The following is a 16,932-nucleotide window of genomic DNA, read 5'->3' as shown; positions in this document are numbered from 1 at the left end:
AGGCCGAAGCGCGTGACGATGCCGGCAAGGTGGCGCAGGGCGCCGCTCTCGGTTTCCATCGCGACGGTGGAATTGCAGTGCCTCGCCCAGGGGCGTCTGGATCGTGACGCGGCGCTTCACGGATGGCGTCTCCACGGGATCGGAAAGATCACCGGGGACGCGACGAATGTTGTCGCAATGGCGTGAGTCACGCACTCTCCCTGCTGTCGTTATTGATTGCTGCTTGCCTTGAGAGCGAATGGCCAGCTCTCGATGCGTCATCGTGCACTGCGACAGGACGCTTCAAGCGATTGCAATTATGTGATTCCAATATTCGGCAACGCGCAGGTCTTGCCTTTTGGCGTAGGGATTCTTGTTGCAGGTATGCCAACAAGTTGACATGCCAAATCAACGCTTGCTTACGACGGATGTAGTCAATGGGCTCCAAGCCCCTTCCTTGTTTTGAACGAAAGGACTCTTGAGCCGTGTGATGCTGGCTAATCCTGCGATGCCGCTGCGCGCGCGAACTGTGACAAGCGTTTGACCAGCGGCTCGAACAGTTCCATGGGCGTGTTCCCGTAACCCAATACCAACCCGTTGTCCGATGGCGTCGGCCGCATCGCAAATCCCGACAGCGGAAACGGCGCGATGCCATGTCGCAGCGCCTCGGCCGCGATCCGGCGGTCATCGAAGCGCGCGGGCAACCGCACCGTCAGGTGCAACCCGCAGTAGCCGCCGTCGATCTCGTGCGGTACCTTGAAATACTTCTGCAGCGCAAGCCGCAGCGCCTGCTGCCGGTCGCGGTACAGCCGCCGCATGCGGCCCAGGTGCCGGCTGAACTGCCCGCTCTCGATGAAGTCGGCCATGGCCAACTGCTCGTAGCGATGCCCGCCGCGCAGCATTTCTTCCAGCGGTGCCTGCACGACTGGAAGCAGCTGGGCGGGCAGCACGAGAAAGCCCAGCCGCAGTGACGGAAACATCGTCTTGCTGAAGGTGCCGACGTAGAGCACGGGCGCGTCGTCCACCAGCCCCTGCATCGCACCGATGGGCTCGCCCGTGTGGCGGAACTCGCTGTCGTAGTCGTCCTCGATGATCCACGCGCCGTGCTGGCGGGCCTGCGCGATCAGCGCGAGCCGGCGCGCGATGCTCAGCACCGAGCCGCCCGGGTACTGGTGCGAGGGCGTGGTGTAGATCAGCCGGGGCGGGTGCTTTTGCCAGTCGCGTTCGGTCACGCACAGGCCTTCGGCGTCGACCCGCACCGGCACGATGCGCATGTCGCCCGCATGCATGGCGGCCTTCACGCCGCGGTAGCCCGGGTCTTCGACCCAGCCGGTCTCGCCCGGGTTGGCCAGCAGCCGCACGCACAGCGAGATGGCCTCCTGCGCGCCTTCGGCGATGACGACCTGTTGCGGCTCGCAGCGCACGCCGCGCGCCACCGACAGATGCCGCGCGATGGCCGCGCGCAGCGGCGGTTCGCCCAGCGGATCGCCGTAGCCCAGCGCGGCCGATCCGGCGCCGCGGATCGCCCGGTCGAGCGCGCGCCGCCATGCGGCCGACGGAAAGTGCGACAACGCGGGCACACCGGGGCGCAGTGCCGCCTCCATCTCGCCGCGCGACGTGCCTGGCTTGATCTTCGCGAGACGCAGCGCGGTGGCTGGTGCGCCGGCCGGCTTGCCCGTGCGCTTCGGCAGGACGGAAGTCGAGAGTTCGGTCACGCGCGTGCCCTGCCGGTCGGGCTGCACATAGCCCTCGGCCGCCAGATGCTCGTAGGTCGCGGTGACGGTGTTGCGGGATACGGCCAGCGCCTCGGCCAGGGCGCGCGAGCCCGGCAGGCGGCTGCCGGCGACCAGGCTGCCGTCGAGGATGGCGCGCTTGAGCCGGTCGTGCAGCTGGTGCTGCATCGAGCCTGCGCCGCGGTCCCTTAAGAGGGAGGACTCGAGCAGGGCAGTGGGAGAGAGGGTAGGTCGTGGCACCATGAAATGAATCCGACGTGGCACTTACGCTGGAGCCACGTTGCGCGTACTTTACGTGCTCCCGCCCAGTTTTTCTTTTTTTCCGAAAGAGCCTTTCATGTCAGCCCGCCAAAACAAGTTCGGCCAGTCCATCGGTCCCGATCTTCCCGAATGGACGCCGCGCGCCCAGCCGCCGCGCCGTGTGGTCGAAGGCCGTTTCTGCAGGCTCGAACCGATCGATGCCTCGAAGCACGCCGACGATCTGCACGCCGCCTACGCGCAAGCCCCCGATGGGCGCGACTGGACCTACCTCGGCGTCGAGCGCCCCGCCGAAGCGGAAGGCACCCGCGCCTACATCGAGCGCATCGCGAAGAGCACCGACCCGCTGCACTTCGCCGTCATCGACAGGCAAAGCGGCCGCGCCGTGGGCTCGCTGGCGCTGATGCGCATCGACCCGGCCAACGGGGCCATCGAAGTGGGGACCGTCAATTTTTCGCCGCTGCTGAAGAACACGCCGATGTCCACCGAAGCGCAGTACCTGCTGATGAAGCTCGCCTTCGACGAACTCGGCTACCGCCGCTACGAGTGGAAATGCGACAACTTCAACGAGCCATCGAAGCGCGCGGCGCTTCGGCTGGGCTTCAAGTACGAGGGCCTGTTCCGCCAGGCCGTGGTCTACAAGGGCCGCAGCCGCGACACCGCGTGGTTCTCGATCATCGACGGCGAGTGGCCCGCGCTGCGCACCGCGTTCGAGCGCTGGCTGGCGCCCGGCAACTTCGACGCGCAGGGACGGCAGCGCATGTCGCTCGACAAGTTCCGGCTGCCTTCTTCCTGAGTGAGTCGCGCCGGGCCGGAATCTATTTGCCCGGCTTCTGCGACTGCTCGCACTCGACCTGGATCAGCTCTCGCTCGTCCAGCGTCGCGCCGATGCGCACCGCGCTCAGGCAGCCGCCCCACACGCAGCCGGTGTCGATCGAGAGCAGGTCGGGCCGCGACAGCCAGCCCAGCGTCGACCAGTGGCCGCAGGCGACCGTGGCCTTGGCCGTCTTGCGTCCGGGCACGTCGAACCACGGCATGTAGCCTTCGGGCGGGGTGGCCGCGCTGTCTTTGGCCTCGAACTCCATCACGCCTTCAGGTGTGCAGAAGCGCAGCCGCGTCAGCGCATTGACGATGGCGCGCAGCCGCGCGCTGCCCGTGAGCGTGTCGTGCCATTGCGCCGGCTCGTTGCCGTACATCGACATCAGGAACTCGCCCAGCGCCGGCCCGCGCAGCACCGACTCGACCTCGGACGCCAGCGCCAGCGTGTCGCCCACCGTCCACTGCGGCAGCACGCCCGCATGCAGCATCAGCAGGTCGCCGTCGCCAATGCGCATGTGCAGCGCCATGTGCTGCAGGCGCACCCATTCGAGCAGCGCCTCGCTGTCGGGCGCGGCCAGCACTTCGGCCAGCGTGTCCTTGCGGCCGGCCTTGCGCGCGCCGTGCGCCACGCCCAGCAGGTGCAGGTCGTGGTTGCCGAGCAGGCTCAGCGCCGAGGCGCCGCAGCCCTGCACGCGGCGCAGCACCGCGAGCGAATCGGGGCCCCGGTTGACCAGGTCGCCCAGCAGCACGATGGTGTCGCGGCTGGGGGAGAAATCGATCTTCTGCAGCAGCCGACCGAGGGGGGCGTCGCAGCCTTGCAGGTCGCCAATCAAGTAAAGTGACATTCCCTCATTCTCTCCCTCAGTTCATGGATGTCTTCCTCCTGGCCTTGTTGACCACGCTCAACGCGTTGTTCGCAATGTCCGAAATGGCCCTTTCCACCAGCCGGCGCGCACGTCTCGCGGCACTGGCCGAAACGGGAGACACCGGCGCGGTGGCCGCGCTGAAGCTGATGGAGTCACCCACGCAATTCCTCTCGACGGTGCAGATCGGCATCACCTCGATCGGCATGCTCAGCGGCATCGTCGGCGAGGCCGCCTTTGCCGAGCCGCTCGCGGTCTGGATGGAAGGCGTCGGCATGGGGCGCGGCACCGCCAGCGTCGCGTCCACCGCGGTGGTCGTCACCTGCATCACTTTCTTCACCATCATCTTCGGCGAACTGGTGCCCAAGCGCATCGGCCAACTCTATCCCGAGCCCGTGGCGCGATGGGTGTCGCGCCCCATGCGCGGACTGGCCAAGGGCGCCAAGCCTTTCGTGTGGCTGCTGGCGGGCGCCACGGCCACCATGCTGAAGCTGCTGCGCATCGACGCCAACGCGGCCCGTTCTGTCACCGAGGAAGAAATCTCGGCCAGCCTCGAAGAAGGCGTGGACGCCGGCGTCATCGAGCAGCACGAGCACCAGATGGTGCGCAATGTGTTCCACCTCGACGACAGGCGCCTGTCGTCGCTGATGATCCCGCGCGCCGACATCGAATGGCTCGATGCTTCGTTCACCGTGGAGCGGGCACTGCAGCAGGTTGCCGACGCGGCCGAGCTCAACCTCGTGCATTCCTGGTACCCCGTGTGCCGCAACTCGCTCGACGACGTGGTCGGCGTCGTCAGCGTGGCGCAACTGCTGCGCCTGGGCTCCGCGCATCGCGGCGTGCTGGGCCAGGAGGCGACGCCCGCCGTGTTCGTGCCCGAGACCCTCACCGGCATGGAGCTGCTGGAGCAGTTCCGCGCCCGCGCCGGCCGCCTCGTGTTCGTGGTCGACGAGTACGGCGTGGTCCAGGGCCTCATGACCCCGCGCGACCTGCTCGAAGCCATCACCGGCGAACTGCAGCCCGGCATGCAGACCGACGCCTGGGCGCGCGAGCGGGCCGACGGCGTGTGGGAGCTCGACGGCCTCATGCCCGTGTCGGAGCTGCGCGCGCGCCTGGGCATCCGCGAATTGCCCGATGAAGAGCGCGGGCGCTACAACACCGTGGCCGGCTTGCTGATGTCCGTGTCGGGCCACCTGCCCAAGGTGGGCGAGCGCATCGACTGCGCCGGCTGGTGCTTCGATATCGTCGCGCTCGAAGGCCGCCGCATCGACCGGGTGCTGGCGTCGCCCGACCCGACGGCGCCGTCCAAGGAAGATTGAGGCGGGGGCCATGCTGTCTCTGCTCGCTCTCAGCTGCCCCCAATGCTCCGCGCCGTTGCCGCGCGCTGCCCGCTGGCGTACCGTCAACTGCAGTTACTGCGGCACCACCGTCACCCGAGGCACTGAAACCATCGAGCGCGAGAGCTTCCGCGCCGCGCTGCGCCGGGCCAATGCCGACGTGCCCGGCGGCCGCATCCTCACATGGCGCGGCGCGCGCTACCGCGTGCTCGCACCGCTGGCCACCGGAGAGCACAGCGAAGTGCTGTTCGCCGAACGCCTCGGTGCATTGCCCGAGCGCGTCACGCTCAAACTCGCGCGAGACAGCGCCGCCAACAGCGTTCTGGTGCGCGAAGGCGCGGTGCTCCAGTCGCTGCAAGACCTGCCGGTGCAGGGTGCTGCCTATTTCACCCGCCGCCTGCCGCAGCCGCTGGGCGTGGGCATTGCCGAAGGCCTGGGCGACGGCGCCCGCCAGGCGCTGGTGCTGCGCCACCCGGCAGGCTTCTGGGGCAGCCTGCAAGACGTGCAGCAGGCCAACGCCCAAGGCATCGATCCGCGCCACGCAGTGTGGATCTGGCGCCGCATGCTCGAAGTACTGGCCTTCGTGCACGGTGCCGGCTGGACGCACCGCGACCTGTCGCCCGCGCATGCGCTCGTGCATCCGCGCGACCATGGCGTGCTCGTCATCGGCTGGTCGCGCGCGCAACATGCCACCGGCACGGTCCACAACGCCGCCGCCGCACGCGACCTGATGCAAGCTGCCTGGACCGTGCGCGCCGTGTTGCACGGCGGTGCGGCCGGCGAGCCAGGTTTCGGCGCTCACACACCTGCACCGCTCGTGGCCTTGCTGCGCCAGTGCAGTGAAGACAGTGCCGCCTGCCAGCGCCTTGGCGCACAGGGCATCGAGCAGGCGCTCTCCGCCGCGTCGCGCGAAGCCTTCGGCGCGCCGCAGTTCGTTCATTTCGATCCCGCGCCTCCCCACCGTACCGGCGCCTGAACCGCACATACGCACCAAGCTAGGAGTCACTTCATGGGCTACGGAAACTACTCGCATGCCGCCCACACGGCGCTCATTGCCGACCGCGCCGCCAAGCCGGGCGCCGAGGTCTTCACCCAGCGCTCCACCCATCCGCTGATGAACCCGCAAGGGCTGAAGGTGCGCGAGTCGCGCGACAACGCCGACCATCCGAACTCGCTGGGCATCGTTTTCGCGCTCGACGTCACGGGCTCCATGGGCGATATTCCGCAGACGCTTGCGCGCAAGGAGCTACCCACCTTCATGAAGCTGCTGACCGACTGCGGCGTGGCAGACCCGCAGCTCATGTTCATGGCCATCGGCGACGCCACCTCCGACCACGCACCGCTGCAGGTCGGCCAGTTCGAATCGACCGCCAATCTCATGGACCAGTGGCTCACCTGGAGCTATCTCGAAGGCGGTGGCGGCGGCTCGGGCGAAGAGAGCTACGAGCTCGCCTTCTACGTCATGGCCCAGCACACCGACATGGACTGCTGGGTCAAGCGCAAGAAGCGCGGCTACCTGTTCGTCACCGGCGACGAACTGCCGTACCCCGCCGTCTCGCGCCACCAGATCGAAGGCCTCATCGGCGAGAAGCTCGACGAGGACATTCCCATCGAGGAAGTCATCGCCGCCGCGGCCGAAACGACGAACCTGTTCTTCCTGATTCCCGACGCCCAGCGCCGCCGCCGCTGCGAACCGCGTTGGCGCGAACTGCTGGGCGATCACGTCATCTGCATGGACTCGCCGGACGACGCCTGCGCCGTGGCCGCCGGCATCGTCGCCCTCACCGAAAAAGCCGTGCCCAGCCTCGACGCGCTGGCCGGCGTGATGGGCGGCACCGGCATGGCACGGGAACGCGTGGGTGGCGTGATGCATGCGCTCGAGGGGTATGCCGCGCTGCTCGACCCGACCGCAGCGCGCCACGCGCCGCCGGGCTTGGCCGCGGGAGCAGCAGGCCCGCGCTCCTCATGGTGGAAGCGGCTCTTCGGCTGATGACCGAGTGAGCTCCGGCACCGCAGCGGCAGCCACGCGCTACATCTCACTGCTCGGCCTCGGCTTCGGGGACTGCGGCAAGGGGCTCTTCACAGACCACCTGTGCGGCGCGCTGCAGGCCCACACTGTCGTGCGCTTCAACGGCGGCGCGCAGGCCGGGCACAACGTGGTGCTGGCGGATGGGCGGCATCACACCTTTTCGCAGTTCGGCGCCGGCAGTTTTCATGCGGGCGTGGGCACCGTGCTTGCGAGTCCGGTGGTGGTGCATCCGACGGCGCTGCGCGTCGAGGAAGCGGCATTGCGGCGGGTGGGCGTGGAGGACGCGTTCTCGCGCCTGCTGATCGATGCGCGCTGCCGCGTGACCACGCCCTTTCATCAGGCGGCAGGCCGTTTGCGCGAATGGGCACGGGGGGAGGGGGCGCACGGCAGCTGCGGCGTGGGTGTCGGCGAAACGGTGCGGCATGCGCTCGCCGCACCCGACGAGGCGCTGCACTACGGCGACCTGTCGCAGTCGGCCCTTGCCTTGGAAAAACTGGAAGCCTCCCGCGCTGCGCTGCTTCGCGAGTTCGCGCACGCGGCGCCCTTGCATGCCGATGGCGCGCGGGAACTGTCGGTGCTCCAGGACGACTCGCTCGCACGGCGATGGCTCGATGCCGCCGCGCCGTGCCTGGCCCAGTCGCCGCCTGCGGGGGCGGACCGCATCGCCGAGCGCCTTGCGCGGCCCGGCGCCGTGGTCTTCGAGGGCGCGCAGGGCGTGCTACTGGACGAGTGGCGCGGGTTCCATCCGCACACCACGTGGAGCACCATCTCGACGACGGCGGTCGAGGCCGTGCTGCGCGACGTGGGCATCGACGCGCCCGTGCAGCACCTGGGTGTTCTGCGCAGCTATCTCACACGCCATGGCCCGGGACCGCTGCCCACACACGACCGGGCACTCGATGCGCGGTTGCGCGAGCCGCACAACGCGAACGAAGGCTGGCAGGGCGTGTTCCGCAGGGGCCACCCCGATGCGGTGCTGCTGCGGTACGCGCTGGATGCGGCAGGCACGCTCGACGGGCTGGTGGTGAGCCACCTCGATGCGGTCGACGGTGCGGGCCTGCGCTGGTGCGCCGGTTACCGCACGGCGGAGGCGGGCCGCTTCGCGTCCCTACCGCTCGGCGGCGTGCGCGATCTCGGCCATCAGCACGCATTGACCCGACTGCTGCAAGGCGCCGAGCCGATCTATGAGCCGCACGCCGTCGCAAGCCCGCATGCATGGGTGGCGTATGCCGAGGCATCGAGCGGCTTGCCCGTGCGCTTCGGCGCTTTCGGCCCGACGCGCGAAACCGTGCGCGACCGCAAGCATCTTCCTTGAGAGACTTCGTGAGCTACAACATTCCCCTGATCGTCGGCGCCGCATCGAGCGCCATTGCCGCGCTGCTGCACATCTGCATCATCTTCGGCGGGCCGGCGTGGTACCGCTTCTTCGGCGCGTGCGAACGCATGGCGGCGGGCGCGGCGGCCGGGCATCTGTATCCGCCCGTCGTCACGGTGGGCATCGCCTGCGCGCCGGGGGTGTGGGCGGCCTGACGGGCCGGCCGCCCTCATTCACCAGGCCACCCCGTCCCCCATCAACGCCCGCTGCGCCAGCAGGAACGCGGCCGCATTCCAGCTCTGCCCCGCCATCCCCATCGGCGCGAGCGTGCGCCCATGGAACCACTCCGTGAACCGCCAGTCGTCCTGCGCGTTCGCTTGTGCCAGCCGCGCAAGCTCGGCCCACGCCTGCCCGTGCAGCCCCTGCCGCGCCAGTGCCATCACCCAGAACCCGCCGACGAACGGCCAGATTCCCCCGTTGTGGTACTGGTGCACGATGTTCTGTCGATGCCGCCCCATGTAGGCCCGCCACAGCTCGTGCTGCTGCGACAGCGGATGCAGCACCACGCGCAACGGGTAGGGCTGCGATGCATGCGCCGCATCGATGGTCCGCACGATGCGCTGCGCCATCGCCGCATCGGCCAGCCCGCTCTGTATCGCCAGCACGTTGCCGAACACATCGCCTTCGTCGCCGACCACCGCGAAATTGACGAAGCTCAGGTACAGCCCCGGGTCGCGCCGGCCGCGCCGCGCATAGTGCCGCAGCAGCCTTGCGCGGTGGTACTCGGGCAGGTCGCGCTGGAACGGATTGAACAGGTGGTTGAAGTGGTGCTGCGTTTCCTCGGCGTGTTCGAGTGCGAAGCGGCGCTTCACGTCGAACCACAGCGCGTTGGTGTACAGCACGTAGCCCGAGCGCGGCATGATGTCGGCCCAGTCGCTGGCCTCGTTCTGCTGCAGCAGGCGAAAGTGCTGGTGCTCCTGCGCGAGCAGCCATTGGATCGCGCGTTCGACTTCGGCGCGCCAGTGCGTGGCGCCTACATCGCCGTGCCTGCGCACATGGTCCGCCGCTATGAGCCACCACAGGGTGGCGTCGATGCAGCCCAGATACCAGAAGTCGGCGTCCTGCCCCTCGGGGTCGACGTACTTCGGAATCTGCCCGTTGGCCGCCTGCTGCGACGCGAGCGCGTCGAGGCTGGCCACGGCGCCTTGCTCCAGTGCGGGCACGCCGCTGCCGCACATGGCCATGACGCAGATGGCGGCGTCGCGGCCGAAGATGCGCGTGTAGCGCCGCGCCACGGCGGCCTCGGTGCGGCTGGCGGCCAGGATGCCGTGCGGCGTGAGGTTGCCTTCCAGCAGTTCGAGCGAGGCCCGCGCGCAGGCATCGATCAGCGCCAGCGCGGAAGCGTCGAGGTTCGGGGCCGGGCGCGTGGTCATAGGGTGGGCATTCGCAGGCTCGGGACGCCGGGCCGCCGCGCCTCGCTCACACGTTGCTGGTCGCGCGCACTTCCTCGATGGTGGTCTGTCCGGCCAGCACCTTCTCGATGCCGTCCTGCCGCAGCGTGCGCATGCCTTCCTGCAGCGCCGTCTGCTGGAGTTCTTCCGCACGTGCGCCGGTCTGCACCAGGCGGCGCAGCGTTCTGGACATCGTCATCAGCTCATGGATGCCCACGCGTCCCTTGAAGCCGGTGTCGCCGCAATGCTTGCACCCGGTGCTGGTATAGCTGTGCAGGTGCCCGTCGCGGCCGTAGCGCTGCATCCAGTCGTCCTGCACCGCCTTGCGCTGGACCGCGTCGTTTTGCTGCGTGCCGAATGCGTGCATGTAGTCGTTCAGCAGTTCGTCGACCGTCTCCGGGCTTGCGGGCGTGCTGCTGGTGCAGCGGGTGCAAAGGCGGCGCACCAGTCGCTGCGCCAGCACGGCCAGCAGCGAGTCCGCGAAGTTGAACGGGTCCATGCCCATGTCGAGCAGGCGGGTCACGGTTTCGGGCGCGCTGTTGGTGTGCAGCGTCGACAGCACGAGGTGGCCGGTCAGCGAAGCCTCGATGGCGGTCTTCGCTGTTTCCTCGTCGCGGATCTCGCCGACCATGATCACGTCCGGATCGGCGCGCACGAACGCCCGCAGCGCCTTTGCAAAGGTCCACTCGATGCGTGGATTGATCTGCACCTGCCGCAGTCCGGTCTGCGTGATTTCGATCGGGTCTTCGGCGGTCCAGATCTTTCGCTCCGGCGTGTTGATGTGCATCAGCGCCGAGTGCAGCGTGGTGGTCTTGCCCGAGCCCGTGGGGCCCACGCACAGCACCATGCCGTAGGGGCGCTCGACGGCCCTGGTCAACTCCGCGAGGTTGTTCGGCGAGAGGCCCAGCTTGTCCATGGGAATGGGCTTGGCCGACGCCAGGATGCGCATCACCACGTCTTCGAGGCCGTTGTTGGTCGGGATGGTCGCCACGCGCAGTTCGATGCGGTGCTGCGGCGAGTACTTGGCGAAGTTGATCTTGCCGTCCTGCGGGTTGCGCTTTTCGCTGATGTCCAGGTCGCACATGATCTTCACGCGCGCGACGATGGCGTTACGGTAGCTTGGCGGCAGCTCCAGGTAGGTGTAGAGCAGGCCGTCGCGGCGAAAGCGGATGCGGGTCTTTTCCTGGCCGGGATAGCTTTCGATGTGGATGTCCGACGCGCCCTCGCGGTGCGCCTCCAGGATCATGCTGTTGATCATCCGCACCAGGGAGTTGTCCGACTGCTCGATGGGAGCCTCGGGGGCGGGCGCGGCGGGGCCTTCCTTCTCGAGCGTCTGCAGCAGTTCGCTGGTGCCGGCCATGTCGAATTCGAGGGGCCGGCTGGGATCGAGGTTCGAGGAAAAGACGCCGGGGGCGGAGGTCGTCGACTCGCCGATTTTTTCGTAGGCTGCGTGCAGCACGTTGTCGAGGTCGATGCATTGCCCGACCACCGGGGTGACCTTCATCTGCGCGATGAACTCCACCTCGTCGAGGGCCGAATGCCGGCTGGTCGGGTCGTCGATCGCAACCACGAGGCGCCCCTCGTGCAGCCGCAGTGGCATGACCTGCAGGCGCTGGGCCACGGAATACGGCAGCTTGCGCAGTGCGTCGGCCGCCGCGGGGAACAGGTGCAGGTTGACGAGGGGATAGCCCATCTTGCGCACCAGCGCGGTCTGGAGCTGGCCCTTGCTGACGATGCCCATGCGCACCAGCGTCTCGCCCAGCGGCACCGTGGGATCGAGCTGTTGCCGCGCCAGCCCCGAGCGAAGCTGATCGTCGGTGATCATGCCCAGCGAAATCAGCGCTTCGCCGATCCGTGCGATCGGCGTGCGGCTCTGGGCTTCGAGTGCGCTCAGGAGCTGCTCGGGCATGACGACTTCGTTGGCGGGCATGGGCGATTTCCTGTCTGGTTTCGGACACTGCATCGTAGAGCGGGATTCATGCGCTTGCCATCACTTCAACTTGTGAGTACGCAAGTTCTCATGTCGGGGCCGAACCCTGAATCTCCTCTTGTCCTACGCGGGCCGCGCGCCACCTGCCTAGCATGTCGGCAATGCGTCAATTGATTCTTGCGACAACCCTGGTGCTGGTCGCTGCCGCCGCAACGGTGCAGGCCGAGCCCGTCAAGGTGCCCGTCGACAGCGACGAGAAGGGCACCGTCTACGTGGCCCCCAACGTGAACCCGACCGAAACCTCGGCCACCGTCAAGGGGGCGAGCTTCGGCGTGCTGCGGCCGGACGGCAGCGGCACCTACATCGGCACCGACACCTCCACGCCACGGCCCACCTACTCGCTGGGGGCGAGCACCGGCGGCAATCTGTCGCTCTCGGGCGGTGTTCAGTCGGACGGCAAGGCCAACAACGGCGTGAAGGCCGGCATTACCTTCAGGTACTGACAGGAGGGCCGCGCGCGCGACAGAGGGTTTTGTCGGACCTACGCAGCAGGCTGCGCGGGCAGGGCCGGCGTCAGCCCGTAGCGCGACATCACCGCGACCAGCTTCGCCTTGTCGGGCGGTCCGCCCGCATTGACCACGGTCGCGACCTCGCGAAAGTACTGCGCGCCGATGTCCGGCGAGAGCACGACGATCGCGCGCGCCGTCTGCGATCCGACATTGCGAAAGCCGTGCACCGAGCCGCGCGGCGTCGACATCCATTCGCCGGGTGTCAGCTCGCGCGTTTCGGCATCGACCGAATAGGTGACCGCGCCTTCCACGACATAGAAGAACTCCTCGTTGTCCCGATGGCTGTGCGGTGGCGGCACGTTGGCGCCCGGCGGCAGGGTGAGTTCGAACACCCCCATGCTCCCTGTCGCGGAGCCATCGACCAGATAGCGAATTTCGAGCTGGCCTGCCTTGATCACTTCATCGCGGTTCATGTGTTTCTCCTGTCGCTGGTGCCCAGGCGTTGACTCTACGGCGTTGCAGGAAAAAGATAAATCGCCTATTTTTCGCGGGCTCAGACCAGCGTGCCGTAGACGATGAAGCCGTCGTGCGTCGCGACCTTGTCGTACAGCGTGCGGCCGGCCGTGTTGGTCACATGGGTCTGCCAGTACACGCGGCGTACGCCCGCGTGCTTCGCGCGTTCGTAAACGCCCTGGATCAGCTGGCGGCCCACGCCGCGGCCGCGTTCTGACGGCAGCGTGAACAGGTCCTGCAGATAGCAGGTCGGTTCGAGCCGCGTGGTGCTGCGGTGGAACAGGTAGTGGGTGAGCCCGACCAGTTGCCCGTCGCGCTCGGCGACCAGCGCATGCACCGGTTCGTAGACATCGAAGAAGCGCTGCCAGGTGGCCTGCGTGATCTCGTCGGCAAGGGCTGTCGCACCCTCGCGTCCGTAGAAGGCGTTGTAGCCGTCCCATAGCGGCTTCCATGCCGCGTAGTCGTCGGGCGCCGGAGGGCGGATCTGGAGGGGCGTACTCATCGCGTCTGTGGCCTTCATTCTGAAAAAATGCGATTGCAACACAACGCGTGCCGCTCCCAACCTTCGGTCAGCTCGGCGCTATTGGCTACTGCCGACCTGCTCCTGCGCCTTGGAACGGGTGCATCCAGGCGGCATCACCGCCACCGGTAGCGCGGGCGGCAGCGCCGGACCCTCGGTCAGGGCGCCCATCGATTGCTCCAGGAAGTCGAGCATCGCGCGCATCGCGGCGCTGTTGTGGCGGCGCTGCGAGTAGGCCGCGTACAGCCAATGGTCGCGCGGCATGTGCTCGCGCAGCACCGGCACCAGCGCTCCGCGTTCCAGGTGCGACTGCGCCAGCGGCTCGGGCACATAGGCCACGCCCACGTTGCGCAGCGCCAGCTCGATCAGCGCGACGGCGTCGTTGGCTTCCAAGCGGCTGTGCACGGGCACGTCGTACTGCCTGCCGTCGGTCTCGAAGGGAAGGTGGGTGGTCGGCTTTGCCGAGTAACTCAGCACCTCGTGCCGGCCCAGATCCTCGGGCGTCTGCGGCATGCCGCGCTGCGCCCAGTAGGCCGGCGTGGCGCAGACCACCATGTCGAACTGCACCAGCCGGCGCACGATCAGGTTCATGTCGTCGATGCGTCCGCCGGTCAGGTGCACGTCGATGCCTTCCTCGATCAGGTCGAGGTCGTCGTTGGTGAACACCAGGCTCACGTACACGTCGGGGTAGCGCTTGATGAACTCGGCGATCACGTCCGAGAGCCAGCCGGCGATCAGCCCGTGCGGCGCGCTCATGCGCAGCCGCCCTCGCGGGTGTGAGCCGTGGGCCTGCAGGTCGTTCAGGGTGTTCTCGGCCATGGTCACCAGCTCGGTGCTGCGGTCGAGCAGCACCTGGCCGGCGTCGGTCAGGCTCAGGGAGCGGGTCGAGCGGTTCAGCAGGCGCACGCCGCTGCGGGTTTCGAGCTCCGCCACGTAGCGGCTGACCGTGGCCTTGGACATGCCCAGCGAGATTGCTGCGCGGGAGAAGCTGCGCCGGAACGCGACTTCGCGGAATGTTTTGATGAGATCGAGGCCGTCCATGGGTGGGCGCATTGTTCCAGCATCGAGGATGAGGCCGTGCGCGTAGGGGCATACCACCTGCGACGTGGCTGCACGGCGCCTGTGACGCCAACGAGCGATATGGAAGCGTTCTACCCGACCCGCATCACTGTCCCGTATACCCCGCAGCGCTCGCCTCCCGCGCACGAGCATCATCCACCGCTCGTTCGGAGCGAAGCTGGCGTCTTCCACAATTCGCACACTCATAAAGACGCAGCCAGGGCAGCAGGCGCATCCACCCACTGCGATGAATGCGCCCAAGGTGCGCGATGTTGCACGTACAAGCGACGAACAGGTGGGACATGGAAGGTCTGTGTAGAAACAACGAGGGAAAAATCGTTGTTCGATTCTTTCGCCTCACCCTGGCGAATGCAACTCACCGGTTCCAGCTATTTTTTCGCCCTTGCGTCCGGCTACGGCGCGGAAGGCGGCAAACCGAAGTCTGTTCCCGCGAAGTCCTGGGGAACATGCACGCCCTGCGAATCGCGCAGCAATACGCCGCGCCTTTCCATCTCCCGCATCGTCCTGTTGACGACCTCGCGAGAAACGCCGGCGTAGGAGGCAATGACACCCTGCGTGACGCGCTTGTCGTAGGCCTCGTGGCCAGCGGGAGCTATCTGGGTCATCTTGTGGAGTACACGGCCGACCATCTCTTCTGAAGATAGCGAAGAGATGCGCCGGATCTGACGGCGCAAGACATTCATGCGGGCAGCCTCCGCACCAAGCAATTCCAGTGCGATGCCGTGATGCCGCTCGCAAAGCGCCCTGATCACCGGCACGGGAACGAGGTATATCGTGCTGGGAAGCACCGCGATCAATCTGTGGGCAGCCAGATACTGTGGCTCGCTCAGGGAACCGCCAAGATAGAAGTCGTGCCGGCGAATGAAATCCGTGGTCACTTCCGTATCTTCCTGCGCGCCGTCGCGGCCTTGGGCAACCACGCGCACCAGGCCGCTTTCCACGCAGTAGAACGAACGCGTGCATTCGTTCGACGCAAGGATCGTCTCGTTGCGAGCGTATGAACGCAGCTCGCAAAGCTGCCCGATGGCCGAACGTTCCACCAGCGGCAAGCGGGCAATCAATGGATGCAGGTGCACGCAGCGATGATGAAAGCCGGGAGGTCGAAACGCAATCACCCGAATTAGGGATTCCTTACTACAGCATCCCATCGCGCCGCGGCAGCTATTTCTATTCACAGGCCTCCAGATCGATCAGGCCCTTCTGCATGGCATCGCGCACCGCCTGGGCACGCGACTTCACGGCCAGCTTGCGATAGATGCTCTTCGCATGCGCATCCACCGTGTGCAGCGAGCGATGGCTCAGCTCGGCAATCTGGCGGTTGCTCAGGCCTTGCGAAATCATCCGAAGCACGTCGAGTTCGCGACGCGAGAGTGCGCGGCCTGCAGCGCCTGGACTCGCCGATGGCGGGAGGCGCGTTTCTTCAGTTTGCGAAGAGACTTCCACTGGTGTCGGCAACGAGGCCGAAGGCGGCAGTTCAGGCCCCAGCACCGCACGCCCCCGTTCCACGATGCACCACGCGATCCGCATCGCCGTGGCCGAATCGCCCTCGGCAATCAGGCGCATCAGAAGGACGAGTTCCTGCTGAGCCGCTTTGGCGAACAGGAGGGCGGCGGCGGTCGAGGAAGTCGACGAATCGATTCGCGGCACTCCATCGCTGGTCCCCTCCACGCGCGGCTCGCCGCCGCTGGAACCGGCCGTGCGCACGGACGATGATTCCCTCGAGCCTTGTTCGGGCCGCGTGGCAATCCGCCTGCTCTTTTCTTTGGACATCGATGCCTTCAAGTAGCGCAAGCGCGATCAATCGTCCTCGGGTTTGCGCCCGGATGGGTCGCTCGCCGGGGCCGGGAAGCTCTCGAAGAAGATCGGTTCGACCTGGCTCGGCTCGGCACGCGCCAGGTTTTCCTCGGCGGGCAAGAGGTTGCCGAAGTCGGTGGACGCGAAATTGGCGGGCACGTGCACGCCTTGATCGTCGCGCCGCACGAGGCCGCGTTGCTCCATGTCGCGCATGGTCTTGTTGACCACTTCGCGCGACAGACCCGAGTAGGAGGCGATCACCGATTGGGAGATGCGCTTGTCGAACGCGCCCATGCTCGAGGGGGCCAGCACGGTCAGCTGGTGCAGCACGCGGCCGACGACGTCTTCGGTGGACAGCGCGGACATGCGCCGCAGCTGGTTGCGCATGACGGCCATGCGCTCGATCGCGAGTTCCAGCAGTCTGATGGCCACCTCCGGGTACGAACTGCAGATCTTGCGCAACGCCACGACGGGGATGAGGTGCACTGCCGCGGGCAACGCGGCAACCAGCGTGTGCTTGGCCTGGTAGGTGTCCTCGGAAAGAGACGGACCGATGAAGAATTCGTTCTGGCGGATGAAGTCGGTCGTGACATTGGTGGCGTGGGCGCGGCCCTTGCCATGCTCCACCACGCGCAGCAGTCCGCTGGCCACGCAATAGACGCAATCGCTCGAGCTGCCGGCCGCGAGCACCACTTCATTGCGCCGGTAGGAGCGCAACTGGCTGCTCTGGACCAGCGCAACGCGTTCGGCCTGCGACACGTTGGCGAAGAGAGGATTCAGGTACATGGTCGAAGAAAATCCG

At 67.2% G+C, this 16,932-nt stretch carries 18 protein-coding genes; 8 read left to right on the top strand and 10 right to left on the bottom strand.

Annotated elements, in window-relative coordinates:
- On the top strand, positions 1–186 hold a 186-nt coding region (locus tag PMI12_RS29455), incomplete at its 5' end, for a hypothetical protein (protein WP_237726115.1).
- A gap of 290 nt (positions 187–476) precedes the next feature.
- Here PMI12_RS29455 and pdxR read toward each other — a convergent pair.
- On the bottom strand, positions 477–1,955 hold the full coding sequence (gene pdxR / locus PMI12_RS18765; RefSeq protein ID WP_007835627.1) for a MocR-like pyridoxine biosynthesis transcription factor PdxR: 1,479 nt from the start codon (positions 1,953–1,955) through the stop codon (positions 477–479).
- Positions 1,956–2,049: 94 nt separating this feature from the next.
- On the opposite strand from pdxR, the gene PMI12_RS18760 reads away from it, so the two are divergent.
- Positions 2,050–2,766 (top strand): GNAT family N-acetyltransferase, encoded by a 717-nt coding sequence (locus PMI12_RS18760; RefSeq protein WP_007835625.1) that lies wholly within the window; start codon positions 2,050–2,052, stop codon positions 2,764–2,766.
- Positions 2,767–2,788: 22 nt separating this feature from the next.
- On the opposite strand, the gene PMI12_RS18755 is transcribed toward PMI12_RS18760, so the two are convergent.
- Complete coding sequence (locus PMI12_RS18755; RefSeq protein ID WP_007835623.1) at positions 2,789–3,634, bottom strand: symmetrical bis(5'-nucleosyl)-tetraphosphatase; 846 nt, start codon at positions 3,632–3,634, stop codon at positions 2,789–2,791.
- Between the two features lie 23 nt (positions 3,635–3,657).
- On the opposite strand from PMI12_RS18755, the gene PMI12_RS18750 reads away from it, so the two are divergent.
- The 5 genes from PMI12_RS18750 to PMI12_RS18730 are packed head-to-tail and all read left to right on the top strand — an operon-like array spanning position 3,658 to position 8,548.
- Complete coding sequence (locus tag PMI12_RS18750; RefSeq protein ID WP_007835621.1) at positions 3,658–4,971, top strand: hemolysin family protein; 1,314 nt, start codon at positions 3,658–3,660, stop codon at positions 4,969–4,971.
- A gap of 10 nt (positions 4,972–4,981) precedes the next feature.
- Positions 4,982–5,965, top strand: coding sequence for a lipopolysaccharide kinase InaA family protein (locus PMI12_RS18745; protein WP_007835619.1), 984 nt, complete (start codon positions 4,982–4,984; stop codon positions 5,963–5,965).
- Between the two features lie 33 nt (positions 5,966–5,998).
- Positions 5,999–6,979, top strand: a complete 981-nt coding sequence (locus tag PMI12_RS18740; RefSeq protein ID WP_007835617.1) for a hypothetical protein — start codon at positions 5,999–6,001, stop codon at positions 6,977–6,979.
- Between the two features lie 7 nt (positions 6,980–6,986).
- Positions 6,987–8,333: an adenylosuccinate synthetase gene (locus PMI12_RS18735; protein ID WP_007835615.1), complete on the top strand. Its 1,347-nt coding sequence runs from the start codon at positions 6,987–6,989 to the stop codon at positions 8,331–8,333.
- A gap of 8 nt (positions 8,334–8,341) precedes the next feature.
- Positions 8,342–8,548, top strand: a complete 207-nt coding sequence (locus PMI12_RS18730) for a hypothetical protein (RefSeq protein ID WP_193386563.1) — start codon at positions 8,342–8,344, stop codon at positions 8,546–8,548.
- An 18-nt stretch (positions 8,549–8,566) separates the two neighbouring features.
- On the opposite strand, the gene PMI12_RS18725 is transcribed toward PMI12_RS18730, so the two are convergent.
- Positions 8,567–9,766 carry an amylo-alpha-1,6-glucosidase gene (locus PMI12_RS18725; RefSeq protein ID WP_007835611.1) on the bottom strand — a complete coding sequence of 400 codons (1,200 nt, stop codon included), beginning with the start codon at positions 9,764–9,766 and terminating at the stop codon, positions 8,567–8,569.
- A gap of 46 nt (positions 9,767–9,812) precedes the next feature.
- Positions 9,813–11,714, bottom strand: coding sequence for a GspE/PulE family protein (locus tag PMI12_RS18720; RefSeq protein WP_007835609.1), 1,902 nt, complete (start codon positions 11,712–11,714; stop codon positions 9,813–9,815).
- Positions 11,715–11,875: 161 nt separating this feature from the next.
- On the opposite strand from PMI12_RS18720, the gene PMI12_RS18715 reads away from it, so the two are divergent.
- A complete protein-coding gene (locus PMI12_RS18715; RefSeq protein ID WP_007835607.1) occupies positions 11,876–12,217 on the top strand; it encodes a hypothetical protein in 342 nt (113 codons plus the stop codon).
- 38 nt (positions 12,218–12,255) lie between these two features.
- Here the strand turns inward: PMI12_RS18715 and PMI12_RS18710 are convergent, their stop codons facing one another.
- The 6 genes from PMI12_RS18710 to PMI12_RS18685 form a co-directional block, all read right to left on the bottom strand.
- Positions 12,256–12,696, bottom strand: coding sequence for a cupin domain-containing protein (locus PMI12_RS18710; RefSeq protein ID WP_007835605.1), 441 nt, complete (start codon positions 12,694–12,696; stop codon positions 12,256–12,258).
- 80 nt (positions 12,697–12,776) lie between these two features.
- Positions 12,777–13,238: a GNAT family N-acetyltransferase gene (locus PMI12_RS18705; protein WP_007835603.1), complete on the bottom strand. Its 462-nt coding sequence runs from the start codon at positions 13,236–13,238 to the stop codon at positions 12,777–12,779.
- Positions 13,239–13,316: 78 nt separating this feature from the next.
- Positions 13,317–14,297: a LysR family transcriptional regulator gene (locus PMI12_RS18700; RefSeq protein ID WP_007835602.1), complete on the bottom strand. Its 981-nt coding sequence runs from the start codon at positions 14,295–14,297 to the stop codon at positions 13,317–13,319.
- A gap of 431 nt (positions 14,298–14,728) precedes the next feature.
- Positions 14,729–15,412 carry a Crp/Fnr family transcriptional regulator gene (locus tag PMI12_RS18695; RefSeq protein ID WP_042673720.1) on the bottom strand — a complete coding sequence of 228 codons (684 nt, stop codon included), beginning with the start codon at positions 15,410–15,412 and terminating at the stop codon, positions 14,729–14,731.
- 91 nt (positions 15,413–15,503) lie between these two features.
- Positions 15,504–16,106 carry a response regulator transcription factor gene (locus PMI12_RS18690; protein WP_081502672.1) on the bottom strand — a complete coding sequence of 201 codons (603 nt, stop codon included), beginning with the start codon at positions 16,104–16,106 and terminating at the stop codon, positions 15,504–15,506.
- A gap of 27 nt (positions 16,107–16,133) precedes the next feature.
- A complete protein-coding gene (locus PMI12_RS18685; RefSeq protein ID WP_007835595.1) occupies positions 16,134–16,916 on the bottom strand; it encodes a Crp/Fnr family transcriptional regulator in 783 nt (260 codons plus the stop codon).
- Positions 16,917–16,932 lie beyond the last annotated feature (16 nt).

It is taken from the genome of Variovorax sp. CF313 (assembly GCF_000282635.1).
GTDB lineage: Bacteria > Pseudomonadota > Gammaproteobacteria > Burkholderiales > Burkholderiaceae_C > Variovorax.
This window is presented reverse-complemented; position numbering and strand designations above follow the sequence as displayed.

Excerpts from the sequence above, each read along its gene's own strand:
- PMI12_RS18745 (WP_007835619.1), top strand. The coding sequence starts at position 4,982 with ATGCTGTCTCTGCTCGCTCTCAGCTGCCCCCAATGCTCCGCGCCGTTG.
- PMI12_RS18720 (WP_007835609.1), bottom strand. The coding sequence starts at position 11,714 with ATGCCCGCCAACGAAGTCGTCATGCCCGAGCAGCTCCTGAGCGCACTC.
- PMI12_RS18715 (WP_007835607.1), top strand. The coding sequence starts at position 11,876 with ATGCGTCAATTGATTCTTGCGACAACCCTGGTGCTGGTCGCTGCCGCC.
- PMI12_RS18700 (WP_007835602.1), bottom strand. The coding sequence starts at position 14,297 with ATGGACGGCCTCGATCTCATCAAAACATTCCGCGAAGTCGCGTTCCGG.
- PMI12_RS18685 (WP_007835595.1), bottom strand. The coding sequence starts at position 16,916 with ATGTACCTGAATCCTCTCTTCGCCAACGTGTCGCAGGCCGAACGCGTT.
- PMI12_RS18705 (WP_007835603.1), bottom strand. The coding sequence starts at position 13,238 with ATGAGTACGCCCCTCCAGATCCGCCCTCCGGCGCCCGACGACTACGCG.
- PMI12_RS18710 (WP_007835605.1), bottom strand. The coding sequence starts at position 12,696 with ATGAACCGCGATGAAGTGATCAAGGCAGGCCAGCTCGAAATTCGCTAT.
- PMI12_RS18750 (WP_007835621.1), top strand. The coding sequence starts at position 3,658 with ATGGATGTCTTCCTCCTGGCCTTGTTGACCACGCTCAACGCGTTGTTC.
- PMI12_RS18740 (WP_007835617.1), top strand. The coding sequence starts at position 5,999 with ATGGGCTACGGAAACTACTCGCATGCCGCCCACACGGCGCTCATTGCC.
- PMI12_RS18725 (WP_007835611.1), bottom strand. The coding sequence starts at position 9,766 with ATGACCACGCGCCCGGCCCCGAACCTCGACGCTTCCGCGCTGGCGCTG.
- PMI12_RS18755 (WP_007835623.1), bottom strand. The coding sequence starts at position 3,634 with ATGTCACTTTACTTGATTGGCGACCTGCAAGGCTGCGACGCCCCCCTC.
- PMI12_RS18690 (WP_081502672.1), bottom strand. The coding sequence starts at position 16,106 with ATGTCCAAAGAAAAGAGCAGGCGGATTGCCACGCGGCCCGAACAAGGC.
- PMI12_RS18760 (WP_007835625.1), top strand. The coding sequence starts at position 2,050 with ATGTCAGCCCGCCAAAACAAGTTCGGCCAGTCCATCGGTCCCGATCTT.
- pdxR (WP_007835627.1), bottom strand. The coding sequence starts at position 1,955 with ATGGTGCCACGACCTACCCTCTCTCCCACTGCCCTGCTCGAGTCCTCC.